At 74.7% G+C, this 14,165-nt stretch carries 13 protein-coding genes; 4 read left to right on the top strand and 9 right to left on the bottom strand.

What is annotated here, in order from left to right; translation table 11 throughout:
• Positions 1–8: 8 nt before the first annotated feature.
• The 3 genes from FHX73_RS25850 to FHX73_RS25860 all read right to left on the bottom strand — a co-directional run bounded on the left by FHX73_RS25850 (position 9) and on the right by FHX73_RS25860 (position 3,160).
• Positions 9–1,760, bottom strand: coding sequence for a serine/threonine-protein kinase (locus tag FHX73_RS25850; protein ID WP_246213715.1), 1,752 nt, complete (start codon positions 1,758–1,760; stop codon positions 9–11).
• A 118-nt stretch (positions 1,761–1,878) separates the two neighbouring features.
• A complete protein-coding gene (locus tag FHX73_RS25855) occupies positions 1,879–2,535 on the bottom strand; it encodes a GNAT family N-acetyltransferase (protein WP_145907489.1) in 657 nt (218 codons plus the stop codon).
• A gap of 31 nt (positions 2,536–2,566) precedes the next feature.
• A complete protein-coding gene (locus FHX73_RS25860) occupies positions 2,567–3,160 on the bottom strand; it encodes a TetR/AcrR family transcriptional regulator (protein ID WP_145907492.1) in 594 nt (197 codons plus the stop codon).
• 107 nt (positions 3,161–3,267) lie between these two features.
• Between FHX73_RS25860 and FHX73_RS25865 the strand changes: the two genes are divergently transcribed.
• Positions 3,268–4,398 carry an FAD-dependent oxidoreductase gene (locus FHX73_RS25865; protein WP_145907495.1) on the top strand — a complete coding sequence of 377 codons (1,131 nt, stop codon included), beginning with the start codon at positions 3,268–3,270 and terminating at the stop codon, positions 4,396–4,398.
• Here FHX73_RS25865 and FHX73_RS25870 read toward each other — a convergent pair.
• From FHX73_RS25870 to FHX73_RS25880, 3 genes are read right to left on the bottom strand one after another with little or no spacing between them, the layout of a single operon-like run.
• Positions 4,389–4,649: a hypothetical protein gene (locus FHX73_RS25870; RefSeq protein WP_145907497.1), complete on the bottom strand. Its 261-nt coding sequence runs from the start codon at positions 4,647–4,649 to the stop codon at positions 4,389–4,391. The genes FHX73_RS25865 and FHX73_RS25870 overlap by 10 nt on opposite strands.
• The gene (locus FHX73_RS25875; protein ID WP_145907500.1) at positions 4,646–6,025 is read right to left on the bottom strand and encodes a VWA domain-containing protein; all 1,380 of its coding nucleotides are present in this window, start codon (positions 6,023–6,025) and stop codon (positions 4,646–4,648) included. Before FHX73_RS25875 ends, FHX73_RS25870 begins: the two co-directional genes overlap by 4 nt.
• Positions 6,022–6,897: an AAA family ATPase gene (locus FHX73_RS25880; RefSeq protein WP_145907502.1), complete on the bottom strand. Its 876-nt coding sequence runs from the start codon at positions 6,895–6,897 to the stop codon at positions 6,022–6,024. The genes FHX73_RS25875 and FHX73_RS25880 overlap by 4 nt, the downstream gene beginning before the upstream one ends.
• Before the next feature lie 211 nt (positions 6,898–7,108).
• Here FHX73_RS25880 and FHX73_RS25885 point away from each other — a divergent pair, with 211 nt between their 5' ends.
• Together FHX73_RS25885 and FHX73_RS25890 are read left to right on the top strand one after the other, a co-directional pair.
• Positions 7,109–8,230, top strand: a complete 1,122-nt coding sequence (locus FHX73_RS25885; RefSeq protein ID WP_246213716.1) for a TIGR03364 family FAD-dependent oxidoreductase — start codon at positions 7,109–7,111, stop codon at positions 8,228–8,230.
• A 28-nt stretch (positions 8,231–8,258) separates the two neighbouring features.
• On the top strand, positions 8,259–8,618 hold the full coding sequence (locus FHX73_RS25890) for a hypothetical protein (RefSeq protein WP_145907505.1): 360 nt from the start codon (positions 8,259–8,261) through the stop codon (positions 8,616–8,618).
• Between the two features lie 64 nt (positions 8,619–8,682).
• Here FHX73_RS25890 and FHX73_RS25895 read toward each other — a convergent pair whose 3' ends face one another.
• Both FHX73_RS25895 and FHX73_RS25900 read right to left on the bottom strand, forming a co-directional pair.
• On the bottom strand, positions 8,683–10,293 hold the full coding sequence (locus FHX73_RS25895) for a chloride channel protein (RefSeq protein WP_246213717.1): 1,611 nt from the start codon (positions 10,291–10,293) through the stop codon (positions 8,683–8,685).
• Positions 10,290–10,805: a MarR family winged helix-turn-helix transcriptional regulator gene (locus FHX73_RS25900; RefSeq protein ID WP_145907508.1), complete on the bottom strand. Its 516-nt coding sequence runs from the start codon at positions 10,803–10,805 to the stop codon at positions 10,290–10,292. The genes FHX73_RS25895 and FHX73_RS25900 overlap by 4 nt, the downstream gene beginning before the upstream one ends.
• 239 nt (positions 10,806–11,044) lie before the next feature.
• Between FHX73_RS25900 and FHX73_RS25905 the strand changes: the two genes are divergently transcribed.
• The gene (locus tag FHX73_RS25905; RefSeq protein WP_145907511.1) at positions 11,045–13,060 is read left to right on the top strand and encodes an ATP-binding protein; all 2,016 of its coding nucleotides are present in this window, start codon (positions 11,045–11,047) and stop codon (positions 13,058–13,060) included.
• A 124-nt stretch (positions 13,061–13,184) separates the two neighbouring features.
• Here FHX73_RS25905 and FHX73_RS25910 read toward each other — a convergent pair whose 3' ends face one another.
• On the bottom strand, positions 13,185–13,940 hold the full coding sequence (locus tag FHX73_RS25910) for a G1 family glutamic endopeptidase (protein WP_145907514.1): 756 nt from the start codon (positions 13,938–13,940) through the stop codon (positions 13,185–13,187).
• Positions 13,941–14,165: the final 225 nt, after the last annotated feature.

Raw genomic sequence — 14,165 nt, forward strand, 5'->3', positions numbered from 1 at the left:
GGCTCCTCCTACTGTTGGCGGGTCAGGGCGGCGGGAGTGAACCCGTCCTGACTGATCTCCAGGGTGCCATCGGAGTTCAGTCGCAGCGTCACCGTGTCGGGCGCGGTGTTCGAACCGCAGCCCGAGGTGCCGGTGGTGCCGGCCTCCGAGAGCACCATGGTGGTGTCGTCGGCCGAGACCAGGGTGTCGGCGCCGTTGCAGATGGTGTTCTCGGTGGGGTAGGTGGTGCTGGACTGGCCCACCACCTGGCCGACCGCGCCCTGGACCAGGGAGATCTGGTAAGTCACCGGGTCGGAGCGCCCGTTCAGCGTGATGGTCATCGAGCCGGTCCAGTTGCCGGGGAACCCGGCGGCCAGCGCGCCGTCGGGGGACGGGCTGGGCGGCGGCGTGGGGCTGTCACTGGTGACCACCGGGCTCGGAGTCGGGGTCGGGAGGGGCGCCGGCTGCGGGGCGGCGTGGTGGCCGGTCAGGTAGTAGGCGAGCACGGCGGCGCCGGCCACCACCACGGCCGCGCCCGCCGCGATCAGCACGGTGCGGGTGCGGTTGCCGCCGGGCGCCGGGGCGGCGGTCGGAGGGTACGGAGTCGGGGCCGGGGACGGGAACGGCTGTTGGTAGGGCTGCTGTTGGTACGGCTGCTGTTGGTACGGGTTCTGCTGGTAGGGGTTCGGCGGCTGGTACGGGCCCGGGTTGTAGCCGGCCGGGGTGGTCGGCGCGGCCGGCAGCTCGCTGTACGGCGAGGGCCGGGGCGCGAGCGGGGGCGTGGCGGGCGGGGCGGGCACCGGGGTCGGCGGGGTCGGCGGGCCGAACGCGCCGGGCGGCACGGCGTCGTGCACCGGCGGCGCGGCCGGTCGCGGATCGGTGTCCAGCTCCAGCAGCTGCGCCGCCAGCCGGCCCATCGACTCGGCCAGCATCGGCGGCAGCCAGCCGACCTGACCGAGCATCATGGTGCCGGGCGGGCCGCCGTTCAGCCGCTCGCGCAGTTCGGCTGGGGTGGGCCGGTCGGCGGGCTCCTTGGCCAGGCAGTCCAGCACCAGCCGGCGCAGGTCGCCCTCCAGCGGGCCGAGTTCGGGCGTCTCGTTGAGCACTCGGTAGAGCAGCACCGCCGCGCTCACCCCCTCGCCGAACGGCGCGGTGCCGGTGGCCGCGAAGGCCAGCACCGCGCCGAGCGAGAAGACGTCGCTGGGCGGGCCGGCCTGGTCGCCGCGGGCCTGCTCGGGCGACATGAAGCCGGGCGAGCCGACCACGTAGCCGGACTGGGTGAGCGCGCCGGCGGCGTCCATCGCGCGGGCGATGCCGAAGTCGATCAGCCGGGGGCCGTCCAGCGCCAGCATCACGTTGGACGGCTTGACGTCCCGGTGCACCAGGCCGAGCCCGTGCACCGCGCCGAGCGCGTCGGCCAGGCCGGCGCCCAGGGTGCGCACGGCCGCGCCGTTCAGCGGGCCGAACTCGCGCACCGCCTGGCCGAGCGCGGGCCCGGCCACGTAGCCGGTGGCCACCCAGGGCAGCGGGCCCTCGGTGTCCGCGTCCAGCACCGGCGCCGTCCACCGGCCGCCGACGGTGCGGGCCGCCCGCACCTCCTGGCGGAACCGGCGGCGGAACTCCTCGTCCTGCGCGAACTCGCCGTGCACCACCTTGACGGCGACGGTCCGCCCGCCGGTGTTGCGGCCCAGGTAGACCGTGCCCATGCCGCCCGCCCCGAGCCGTCGCAGCAGCCGGTACTCGCCGACCTGCCGCGGGTCCTGCGGCCCCAGTGCCTCCATGCCCCCACCCTCCGCCGTGTCGGTGACACGGACGAAGGTACCGGTCCCGCAGCGGAGGTGAAGGGGTTCGTGGCGCCCGAAAGCTCTCGTGGCTGAACGGTGATGTGGCGACGACGCGTCAGTCGTCGTGGCCGGTCAGGCCGAAGAGCGGCAGACAGGGCGTCAGGCCGGCCACCGCCACCGGCACGCTGCGGTGCGCCTCCCAGTCCTCGCGGCTCAGCCGCAGCCGGTGGCTGGCCACCCGGGCGCCGCGCACCACGTAGTGGTCGGTGCCGTCCGGGCGGTAGCCGAGCCGGCGCGAGACGGCGGCCGAGCCCTCGTTGCCGTCCAGGTAGCCGGAGCCGGCGGTCAACGCGCCGAGCCCGGCGAAGGCCAGGTGCAGGACGGCGGCCCGCATCTCGGTGCCGACGCCCTGGCCGTGGTGCGCCAGGCCGAGCCAGGAGCCGCTGTGCACCTCCCGCTTGACCGCGAACTCCCTGGCCCAGAGCGACTGCAGCCCGAGCACCTCGCCGTCGCGCAGCACCACGAGGTTGAGGCTCCAGTCCTGCGGCGTCCAGTTGCCCCGGCGCAGCCAGTGGTGCTGGACGACGGAGCGGGCCCGCTCGGTCGGCGGCAGGTCGGTCCAGGTGTTGATGAACGGCATCCGGTCGGGCTCGTGCACGCCCGCGGCGGCCAGCTCGGCGAGCGCGGCCAACTGCGGCTCGGTGGGCAGCCGCAGTTCGAGCCGGGGCGTGGTCAGGCGCAGCCCCAGCGGGGGCCAGTGATCGCTCAGCATTCCGGCATTCTGGCTGGTCACCGACGCCGGGTCACCCGGATTTCGGAGTGATGCCGAGGGTGGCCGCGATGGCCGGGGCGAGGGCGGCGACCAGTTGCTCGGGTTCGAGCGCGACGACGCCCGGCAGCCGGAGCAGGTAGCGGGTGACGGCCACGCCGAGCAGCTGCGCGGCGACCACGCCGCCGGCCCGGGCGGCGGCCTGCGGGCCGACCGCGGCGACCAGCGCCGGGGCCACCTGGCGGGCGAAGACCTCGTGCAGCCGGGCGGCCGCCTTCTCGTTGGTGACGCCGGAGCGCAGCAGCATCAGCAGCGCGTCGTCCGCCGGGGCGTGCTCCCAGCGGTGCAGGAAGTGCCGGACCATCAGCTCCGGCAGCTCGGCCGGCGGCACCGCGGACAGGTCGGGCAGGTGCAGGTCGACGGTCAGGGCGGCGTCGAAGAGCTGCTCCTTGCTGCCGAAGTAGCGCATCACCATCGAGGGGTCGATCTGCGCGTCGGCGGCGACCGCGCGGATGGTGGTGCGCTCGTAGCCGTGGGCGGCGAACCGGTCGCGGGCGCTGCGCAGGATCGCGGCGCGGGTGGTCTCGGCGGAGCGGCGGGCGGGGGCGTCCCCGGTGCTGTCGGTCATGCGGATCAGCCTATGCCAACGCTTGTTGACATGGTGTCGGGGCGGGGCCACTATTGTCAACAAGCGTTGGCCAACAAGCGTTGGCATCGATTGAAGGGGGCACCACCATGACCGGCACCGCACTTCCCGAGCGCACCACCGTCGCCGTCGTCGGCGCGGGTCCGGCCGGCCTGACCCTGGCGGTCACGCTGGCCGAGGCCGGCATCGACTGCGTCCTGCTGGACCGGCTGGCCGAGGGCGCCAACACCTCGCGGGCCGCCGTGGTGCACGCCCGCACGCTGGAGGTGCTGGCCGAGCTGGGCGCCGCCGACCAGCTGGTGGCCGGCGGCCTGACGCTGGATCACTTCGCGGTCCGCGACGGCGCCCGGCGGCTGGCCCGGGTCTCCTTCGCCAAGCTGCCGACCGCCTACCCGTTCGCCCTGCTCACCCCGCAGGACCACACCGAGGCCGTGCTGCTGGAGCGGCTGCGGGCGCTCGGCGGCGACGTGCACCGGCCGTTCGAGGTGGTCGGCGCGGTGCAGGACGCCGACGGGGTCACCCTCACCATGGCCACCGGCGAGCGGCTGCGGGCCGACTACGCGGTCGGCACCGACGGGATGCACAGCACGGTGCGCGAGGCGGCCGGGATCGGCTTCACCGGCTCCACCTACGCGGAGTCGTTCGTGCTGGCCGACGTGCGGATGGACTGGGCGCCCGGGCCCGAGGAGGTCGCGCTGGCCTTCGGCAACGCCGGGGTGTTCGTGGTCGCGCCGCTGCCCGGCGGCCGCTACCGGGTGGTGGCCGTGGTCGCCGACGCGCCGGCCGAGCCGGACCTCGCGTACGTGCGCCGGCTGATGGAGGAGCGGGCGCCGGGGCAGGCGGTGGTGCACGAGGTGGTCTGGTCCTCGCGGTTCCGGGTGCACCACCGGGTCGCCGACCACTACCGGGCCGGGCGGCTCTTCCTGGCCGGCGACGCGGCCCACGTGCACAGCCCGGCCGGCGGGCAGGGCATGAACACCGGCATCCAGGACGCCTACGCGCTCGGCCGGGCCTTCGCCACCGGCACCCTGGACGGCTACGAGGCCCGGCGCCGCCCGGTCGCCCAGCGGGTGGTGGCCTTCACCGACCGGATGACCCGGGTCGCCACCTTCACCGGTCCGAAGCGGGCGGTGCGCAACACGGTGATGCCGGTGCTCTCCCGGGTGCCGGCCTTCCAGCGCAAGCTGGCCCGCGAGCTGGCCGAGCTGGACTACCGCTGAGCCGGCGTCACCTCGCCGGTCAGCCCGCCCGGCGCCCAGTCGACGGTCAGCGGGCCGCCGAAGAACTCCTCGCCGAGCCCGGCGAGCATCGCCTCGGCGGCCGCCCTGGCCCGCTCCGGGCCGGCGTCGGCGGGCAGGCCGCCCAGACCGCCGCAGGTCCGCCCGCCCTTGATGTCGACGGTGCTGTGCCGCCACTCGCCGCGGGCCCGGAGCAGCAGGATCGAGGCCGGCAGCGGGAAACGGGTGCTCATACCGGCAGCAGCCGTTCGATCAGGGTGCCCAGCTGGCGGGCGTTGCGGCAGGGGTGCATCTCCACCACCGAGGCGTAGCGCAGGGCGGCGGAGTCGCCGGTGGTCCACAGGTCGGGGGGCTCGGGGTTGAGCCAGAACACCCGGCGGGCGCGCAGCGCGATCGCGCGCAGGGCGGCCAGGTTGGGGTCGCGGTGGTTGTTGCGGGCGTCGCCGAGGACCAGCACCGAGGTGCGCGGGCCGACCGCGTCGAGGTGGCGGTCGGCGAACTCGCCGAGCGCCGTGCCGTAGTCGGAGTTGCTGTGGTAGCCCATCACCTGGGCGGTGGTCAGGATCCGTTCGGCGGTGGAGCCCGGGTCGCGGCCGACCAGGTCGGTCACCTCCGCCATCCGGTTGACGAAGCCGAACACCCGCACCCGGCTGAACTCCGACTTGAGCGCCTGCACCAGCAGCATGGTGAAGTCGGCGAAGCCGGCCACCGAGCCGGAGACGTCGCAGAGCAGCACCAGCTCCGGCCGCTGGGGCCGGCGGTGCCGGTAGGCCGGGCGCAGCGGCACCCCGCCGGTGGAGAGCGAGCGGCGCAGCGTGCGGCGCAGGTCGATCTCGCCGTGCGAGGCCCGGCGGCGGCGCGCCGCGAGCCGGGTGGCGAGCTTGCGGGACAGCGGGCGGACGGCCTTGCGCAACTCGGCCAGCTGGTCCCGTCCCGCGTACAGGAAGTCGATCTGGTCGATCGTGGGCGCCACCGCCCGCCGCGCGATCCGGTCGGTGCCGCGCAGCTCGGCCACCCGGCGCCGGGCCTCGGTGCCGACCATGCCGCGGAACTCCTGGATCCGGCGCCGGATCTCGTCCGCCGTCAGCCGGTCGGTGAAGTCCGGCGCGGGGCGCCCCTCGCGCAGCGCCGCCAGCACCCGGGCGAGCAGGATCTCCGGGCGCAGCCGGTCCAGGGTCTGCGCGGCCGAGTAGCCGTCCGAACCCGGCGTCGAGCCGTACTGGCCGAGCAGCCCCACCGCCTCGCCCGCCAGCTGGGCCAGCCGGGCCTGATCGCCCGCGGCCAGTGCCGCCGCCAGCCGCTCGCGCAGCTGCTCCGCGTCGGCCGCCGGAGCGGCGCCGGGCTCCGGCTCGCCCTCCCGCAGTGGGAACGCGCCGACCCGCAGCGGGAAGTAGAGGTCGAAGGTGGCGTCGAAGACCGCGCGCTGCCGCTCGCCGCGCAGCAGCGCCGCCGCCAGCCCCTCGCGCAGCCGCTCCCGGTGGGCCAGGCCGAGCACCTCGGCCACGGCCGCCGCGTCCACCGTCTCGCTCGGCCCGACCCGCAGGCCGTTGGCCCGCAGCGCGTGGACGAAGGAGGTGAGCCGCTGGGTCAGTCCTGGCTGGGTGGTCAACTGAGGGTCAGCTTCCCGGCGGCGCGGGTGATGTCCTCCTGGTGCTTGAGCAGCACCCCGAGGGTGGCCCGGACCAGGGCGTCGTCCAGGCTGCCGGCGCCGAGCGCCAGCAGGGTGCGGGCCCAGTCGATGGTCTCCGCCACCGAGGGCAGCTTGCGCAGCTCCATCGCCCGCAGCGCGGCCACCACCTTGACCACCGACTCGGCCAGCGCCGCCTCCAGGCCCGGCACCCGCAGCCGGACGATCCGCTGCTCCAGCTCCTGGTCCGGGAAGTCCAGGTGCAGGAAGAGACAGCGCCGGCGCAGCGCCTCGGACAGCTCCCGGGTCGCGTTGGAGGTGAGCACCACGAACGGGCGGCGCTCGGCGGTGATGGTGCCCAGCTCGGGCACCGTGACCTGGAAGTCGCTGAGCACCTCCAGCAGCAGGCCCTCCACCTCGACGTCGGCCTTGTCGGTCTCGTCGATCAGCAGCACGGTCGGCTCGCTGCCGCGGATCGCGGTGAGCAGCGGGCGCGGCAGCAGGAACTCCTCGCTGAAGATGTCGGTGCGGGCCTGCTCCCAGCCCTCGTCCCGGCCGGCCGTGATCCGCAGCAACTGCTTGGCGTGGTTCCACTCGTAGAGCGCGCGGGCCTCGTCCACGCCCTCGTAGCACTGCAGCCGGATCAGCCGGGCGCCGGCCACCTCGGCCACCGCCTTGGCCAGTTCGGTCTTGCCGACCCCGGCCGGCCCCTCCACCAGCAGCGGCTTGCCGAGCCGGTCGGCCAGGAAGACGGTGGTGGCGACCGCGGTGGAGGCCAGGTAGCCGGCCGCGGCGAGCCGGTCGGTGACCTCGTCCACCGAGTCGAAGAACCCTGTCGTCGTACCGTCCGTCATACCGTCAACTCCTGCCCCTGGTAGCTGCAGCAACCTTAGACCTACCGGCAAGTACGGTGGGCTCGGCCCGGCGAATCCGCGGGCGTGGGCGAACCACCGGAACGTAGGGGTCAGTTCACTCGGTGTTCACTGCTCGGCCGTCATCAGGTCCCCTGGCGGGATCTATGTTTCCCGTGACAAAGTTGTTCATACAACTGGGCAAGGGAGAGACGTGAGCAAGACGCTGGACTCGGCCGACCTGGTCGTCGTCGGAGCCGGGATCATCGGCCTCGCGCACGCCTACGAGGCGGTCGAACGCGGCCTGAGCGTAGCGGTGATCGAGCGCAACGACCGGGCCGTCGGCGCCTCGGTGCGCAACTTCGGCCACGCCTGCGCGACCGGCCTCGACGGCGACGGCCTGCGCTACGGGCTCGCCGCCCGCGAGCGCTGGCTGCGGCTGAGCCACGACGCCGGCTTCTGGGCCGCCCGCACCGGCACCGTGCTGGTCGCCCGCGCCGAGGACGAGCTGGCCGTGCTGCGCGAGTTCGCCGAGCTGCGCGGCGCCGAGCAGGTGCGGCTGCTCGACCCGGCCGGGGTGGCCGAGAAGGTGCCGGTCGGCCCCGGCGTGGTCGGCGGCGCCTACCTCACCGAGGACCTGCGGGTGGACCAGCGCGAGGCCGTCGCCGCGATCGCCCGCTACCTGGCCGGGCGCGGCGTGCGGTTCCACTGGGCCACCAACGTGCACCGGGTCGAGACCGGGCTGGTCGGCACCAGCCGGGGCGAGGTGCACGCCGGCACCGTGCTGCTGGCCACCGGCCACGACGTGGACCGGCACTTCCCGGAACTCGCGGCGAAGGCCGCCGTGCGCCGCTGCGTGCTGCGGATGCAGCGGGTGGCGAACCCGCACGGCGACCGGGTGATCGAGCCCGCCGTGCAGACCGGCTTCTCCCTGCTGCGCTACAACGGCTTCGCCGCCTGCCCCTCGCTGGCGGCCGTGCGCGAGCGCCTGGCGCGGGAGCAGGGCGAGCTGATCGACATCGGGCTCAACCTGATGTTCACCCAGCGCCCCGACGGCACCCTGACCATCGGCGACACCCACGCCTACGACACCACGCCCGAGTTCTTCGACGAGGAGCACCTGGACGAGGCCGTCCAGCGGGAGATCGCCGGCCTGCTGGGCGTCGAGCGCCTCACCGTGCTGGAGCGCTGGCGCGGGGTGTACGCCTCGGGCACGGAGCCGTTCCTGATCGCCGAGCCGGCGGAGGGCGTGCACGTGGTCTCGGTGACCTCGGGCGTCGGGATGACCACGGGGCTCGGGCTGGGCGCCGAGGTTATCGGCAAGATCATGGGCTGAGGCGGGAGTTCGGTCTTAGCATGGCCGGATGAGCGTTGACACGGTGTCAGACCGGCGGGCCGGGCTGACCGGGTACCGCGAGCTGCTGATCGATGAGCTCAACCGCAAGCTCCGTCGTCCCTCCGAGTGCGGTGGGACGGCGGAGCTGCCTTTGCTGTTGGACGAGTTGGCGTGGGCGGAGTCGGGGGAGCGGGGGGTGGAGTGGCTGGTCGACGAGCTCCGCAGGGTCGATCCGCTGGCGCTCCTGCGGAAGTACGACGATGCGCAGGGCCATGTGCTCGCTTCCCAGTACGGCGAGGACGCCCATCGGCGCGGGTGGCTGCGGTTGGACCGCACGCTCACGGCCGCGGAGCACGATGAGGTGTCGACGGGGAGGGGGCCCTGCTAGGGAGAATTTCTTCGGTATCGCCATCACTCCCCGGGCCAAGCTGACCTGGAAGCGCGGCTGACCCCTACCCCAGCACCCGCTCCCGGTGGTGCTCCTCCGTCAGGTCGTGCCGGCGCGCGTGCAGCAGGTGCGGCAGCGTGATCACGCCGATCGGCTGGTCGGCCGGGTGGTGGGCCAGCACGGCCGCCTCCGTGACGCCCTGTTCGGCGAAGAGGTAGGCGACCTGGCGGAGCGTGTCGTCGGGGCGGACGAAGACCGCGGGCAGTTCGCCGGTGCGCTGGAGCGGCAGGGCGGCCGGGCGGTCCATCACCTCCTCGACGAAGAAGGTCTCCAGCGGGTCGGTGGAGTACTCCCTCGTCAGGTGCAGGCCGCGGCGGGCGATCTTCTCGGTCAGCACCGAGCGCTTCAGCAGCAGGGCGGAGAGTGCGTAGGCCGAGGTGGAGGAGATCAGCAGCGGCAGGCCGGCCGACCAGGCGTGGGTGAGTTCGAGGGTGAAGACCACGCCGGTGAGCGGCGAGCGCATCACCCCGCCGACCACGGCGGCCAGGCCCATCATGGCCCAGAAGCCGGGCATCACGTGCGGGAGGACCAGGCCCTCGGCCGCGCCCAGCGCGCCGCCGATCATGAAGACCGGGGCGAGCACGCCGCCCGAGGTGCCGGAGCCGAGCGAGAGCGACCAGATCAGCGTCTTGACCACCAGGATGCCGATGATCAGCGAGGTGGTGGCCCGGCCGGTGAGCAGCTGGTCGATCACGTCGTAGCCGACGCCCAGGGCGCGCGGCTCGACCAGACCGCCGAGGCCGATGATCAGACCGCCGATCGCGGGCCACCACATCCAGTGGAAGGGCAGCTTGGCGAAGGCGTCCTCGGCCCGGTAGACCAGCCAGGTGGCCGCCACCGCGAGCGCTCCGCCGGTCAGCCCGGCGACCACGCAGAGCGCCTCGGCCGAGGTGGTCAGGTGCATCCCGGCGGTCGGCACCGGGAAGACCGGCGCCTTGCCGAGCAGGTAGCCGCGGCAGACGGTGGCCACCGAGACCGCCGCGACCACCGGCACGAAGCTGCGCGGCCGCCACTCGAAGAGCAGCAGCTCGACGGCGAGCAGCACCGCGGCCATCGGCGAGTTGAAGGTGGCCGCCATGCCGGCCGCCGCGCCGGAGACCAGCAGGGTCTTGCGCTCGTCCGCGCTGAGCCGGAGCAGCTGGGCGAGGATCGAGCCGATCGCGCCGCCGGTCATGATGATCGGGCCCTCGGCCCCGAACGGTCCGCCGGTGCCGATGCTGATCGCGGCCGAGACCGGCTTGAGCCCGGCGACCCGGGGCGCGACCTTGCTGCCGCCGATGAGGATCGCCTCGATCGCCTCCGGCATGCCGTGGCCGCGGATCTTCTCCGAGCCGTAACGGGCCATCAGGCCGATCACCAGGCCGCCCGCGACCGGCGCGAAGAGGATCAGCCACCACGGGTGGTGGCCGCCGGGCGCGGTCATCTCGGTGCTCACCCGCTGGAAGAAGACCAGGTTGGTGACCAGTGCGATCAGCCGCAGCAGCAGCCAGGAGGCGCCCGCGCCGGCCGCGCCGACCAGCAGCGCCCAGCCGGCGATCAGCAGCATCCGGGGCGTGACGGTGAAGTCGCCCAGGTGCGCGCCGCGGTGCGCGGCCTTGCCGCCCGCCGCGCTCACAGCGGCACCGGCCCGTGCTGGGCGAGCAGTTCGGTGCGCTCGCCGATGGCGTGGTGCAGCAGGGTGAGGCCCTCGGCGGTGGCGGCGCGCAGCCCGGCGGGCAGGGTGGCGAGCAGCCGGCCGAGCTCGTCGTGGCGCCAGGCCAGCACCTCGTCGACCAGCCGGTGGCCGCGCTCGGTCAGTTCCAGGGTGACGACGCTGCGGTGGTGCTCGTCGGTGCCGCGGGTCAGGTGGCCGGAGGCGTGCAGCTTGTCGGCGAGCCGGGTCACCGAGGAGGCGCCGACGCCGAGCGCCTCGGCGACCTGGGAGGAGGGCACCCGGCCGAGGTCGCCGAGCGCCAGCATCAGCCGGAACTGGGGCAGGGAGACCTCGCCGGCCAGCAGGTCCAGGCTGCGCAGGGCGACGCCGATCAGGTCGCGGGTCGCGGTCTGGAGGGCCTGGATCTCCTGGTCCGTGGGGGGCGGAGGGCTCTGATCAGCTTGTCCGTTGGTCGGTTCATAAGGTTTATCCACGGATCGAAGTATTGCATGCTGCAACACTTGTCGACGGGTAGTGTTCGCAGTGCGAGACGCACCCGGGTGGTGGAGCCCCGGCGTGCGGCAGCGCACCGCGCCGATCCCGTCCACCCGCGCCGAGCCGGCGACGCCACCCGCGCCTGACCCGCGACGCGACCCGCGACGCCCGGGGGCCCCTTCGGGCAGGATGGTGACCCACGGGGGCTGAGGGGGCCCCGGGACGGGGGGAGAACGGGGTGGCGGGGCGGATCCCAACACGGCAGGAGCTGATCCGCCGGCACCGGCGGAACGGATTCGTCGGCCGGCGGGCGGAGCTCGAACAGTTCCGGGCGGCGCTACGGCAACCGCCCACCGGGGCCGAACAGTTCCTGTTCGTGCTGCACGGCGCCAGCGGACTCGGCAAGACCGCGCTGGCCCGCCGGTTCGAGGTGACCGCCCGGCAGGCCGGCGCGCTGACCGCCCGGCTGGACGGCGACGCGGCCGATCCGCTGGAGGCGATGCGGGCGATCGGCGAGCAGTTCGCCGTCCAGGGCTCGCCGCTGGTCGGCTTCGACCGCGAGCTCGCCCGCTACCGGCTGCGCCGGCACGACCTGGACGGCGAGGTCGCGAAGTCCGCCGCCGCACTCACCGCCGGACCGGGCGGTGGCGCGGGCGGTGGTGTGAGTGTCCCGGCCCGCAGCGGCGCGGCCGAGCTGACCCCGGTCTTCCTGCACGACCTGGCCGAGGCCGCCGAGCAGCACCCCTGGCTGCTGTTGCTGCTGGACGACTACCAGGTGCTCGGACCGGCCCTGGACGGCTGGCTGCACGAGCTGCTGATCACCGGCCGGCACGGCGAACTGCCGGGCAACGTGCTGGTGGTGCTGGCCGGCCGGGAGCCGCTGGACGCGGAGCGCTGGCGGGACTGCGCCGACCTGGTCACCGAACTGCCGCTGGCCCCGCTGACCGAGCAGGAGGTGCGGCAGCTGCTGGTCTGGCGCGGGGTGCCGGAGCCGGAGGCCGCGGACGAGGCGGTGCGGCTGGCCGGCGGGCTGCCGCTGCTCGCGGCCACGCTGGGCGCGGCGGCCCGCAGCGCGCGGGAGGCGCCCGCGGCGGCCGGACCGGCCGGCGGGCGCGCGCTGGTGCTGGTGGGCGGCGACCGGCGCGGACCGGTGGTCGGCGCGAGCTCCGCCGGTGCCGGCCCCGCCGCCGCGCCCGGGCTGGCGATCCGCGCCTCGGCCGTCGACCCGGCGGCCGGCGACGCGGTGGCCGCCGTGGTCGGCCGGCTGCTGCGGGCCCTGCCCGACCCGGACCGGCAGGCGCTGCTGCTCGCCTGCGCAGTGCCCCGGGAGCTGGACCACCGGGCCTGGCGGACCCTCACCGGCGAGGAGCCGGGCGCCCAGTTCGACTGGCTGACCGCGCTGCCGCTGGTCACCGAGCACGCGGGCGGGTTCCGCTACCAGGAGCCGGCCCGGGCCGTGCTGCTCGGCCTGCTGCGCACCTCCTCGCCGGCCGGCTGGTGGGAGCTGCACAGCAGGCTGGCCGACGACTGCGCCGAGCAGCGGGCCGAGCTGGAGGAGCGGGACCGGCCGGCGGGCGGCAGCTGGGAGCCCGGCTGGTGGACCGACCCGCACTGGCGGGAGCTGCGCCGGCGCGAGGCCTACCACCGGCTGTGCGCCGACGCCCGGCAGGCGCTGCCCGAGGTGCTGCGCACCGTGCTGGACGCGGCCGACCACGGCGCCGGCGAACTGCGCTGCTGGGTGCGGCTGGTGGTGCAGGCGGGGGAGGACGGTGCGGACTCCGGCCTGCGCTCCTGGGGGCGGCGGTTGCGCAAGGCGGCCGCCCAGCCGGGGCCCGGGGTGCTCGGCCTGCTGATCAGTCAGGCCGGCTACGACCCGGCCGGGCGGGTGCTGGCCTACACCCTGAGGGGCCGTCAGCACTTGGCGGAGCGCCGCTACGCGCAGGCGGTCGCGGACCTGACGGCCGCGATCGGGCTGGAACCCGCCAGCGTCCGGGCGCTGTTCGGCCGGGCGGTGGCGTTCAGCCGGATGGGGCGCGGGCAGGAGGCGCTGGTGGACCTCGGCCGGGTGGTGGAGCTGGCGCCCGAGGAGGCCGGCGCGCTGGTCCAGCGGGCGCTCATCCTGCTGACCCTGGGGCGGCCGGGCGAGGCCAGGCAGGACATCGCGCGGGCCGAGCGGGTGGCGCCGCAGGACCCGATGGTGTTCGTCGGGCGGGGGGTGCTGCACGGGTGGAGCGGCGGGCGGTCGCGGCGCTGAGACCGCGCTTCGTCCTCGGCTCTTCACCGTTGCGCTGGCGCCGGACCCACCCAGGTGGCCCGGCGCCAGCCGATCGAGGGTCAGGACCGCCGCGGTCGCCGGCGGTCCGTCAGCGGAAGGCCCGTCAGTAGTGGATGTTCGCCGGGCGGGTGGCGTGGGCCCGGGCGAAGCCGGCGCCGCCGGCCGGCACGATGGAGAAGGAGCCGCCCTGCAGCGCGGTCTCGGTGTACTGGCCGCTGTCGATGGCCTGCGGGCTGGACTGGTCGAAGGACTGCCCGTTGACGGTCACGCCGGTGAAGTCCAGCTCGTTGAAGGACGGGTAGCTCTGGCTCGGCGACTCGATCACCGCCTCGGCGCTGACGTTCTGGCCGTTCAGGCTCTGCTGGGTGTTCTCGCTCCAGCCCGCGGTGTTGTCGGTCAGGGTCAGGGTGTAGTTGCCCGAACCGTCGGTGGTGACCGAGCCGGTGAAGTTGTCGCCGGCGCTGACCGGGTCGCTCCAGTACTGCGGGTCGGCCGGGTACATCTCGTACCAGGCGGAGTAGACCGGCGAGCCGCTGGAGCAGTCCACCTGGACACCGGTCTGCTCGACGGTCTGCGAGCCGTAGCCGTCGATGCCGACCCACGGGGCGAACAGGTCGTTGCTGGTGTTGCAGGTGACCTGGGGCATGGTCCAGGAGCCCGAGATGGACTGGAAGTTGCTGCCGGTGGCGACGTAGCCGCCCCAGACGCCGCCGTCGTACCGGTGGCCGTGCGAGTGGGTGTGGGCGGGGCCGTAGGCGTGGCCGGCCGGGGCCGCGAACGCCGGGGTGGCGGCCGCGGCGGAGGCGGCCAGGGCGAGCGCGGCGGCAGCGGCGGCGGCCCGGAGGCGTGCGTGGATCATCTGGGGAACTCCCTGGGAGTTGTGGGGGTTTGACGGATCCACCGGAAGGTGTGGGAGGCCCGGTGGTTCCGCGTTGCCGACCAGCGTGGAGTCTGGGAGCTCGCTGGGAAAGGCCTGTTCCCGTGCTGGAACACGACATGGCGGGAACATGCCAGTAGACGGCCGGAATCGGCCGTCCGGGGTGGATGGGCGAGGTGGAAGGCAGGCTGGAACGCCAGGGCGGGC

This window comes from Kitasatospora viridis, assembly GCF_007829815.1.
In the GTDB taxonomy this organism is placed as follows: domain Bacteria; phylum Actinomycetota; class Actinomycetes; order Streptomycetales; family Streptomycetaceae; genus Kitasatospora; species Kitasatospora viridis.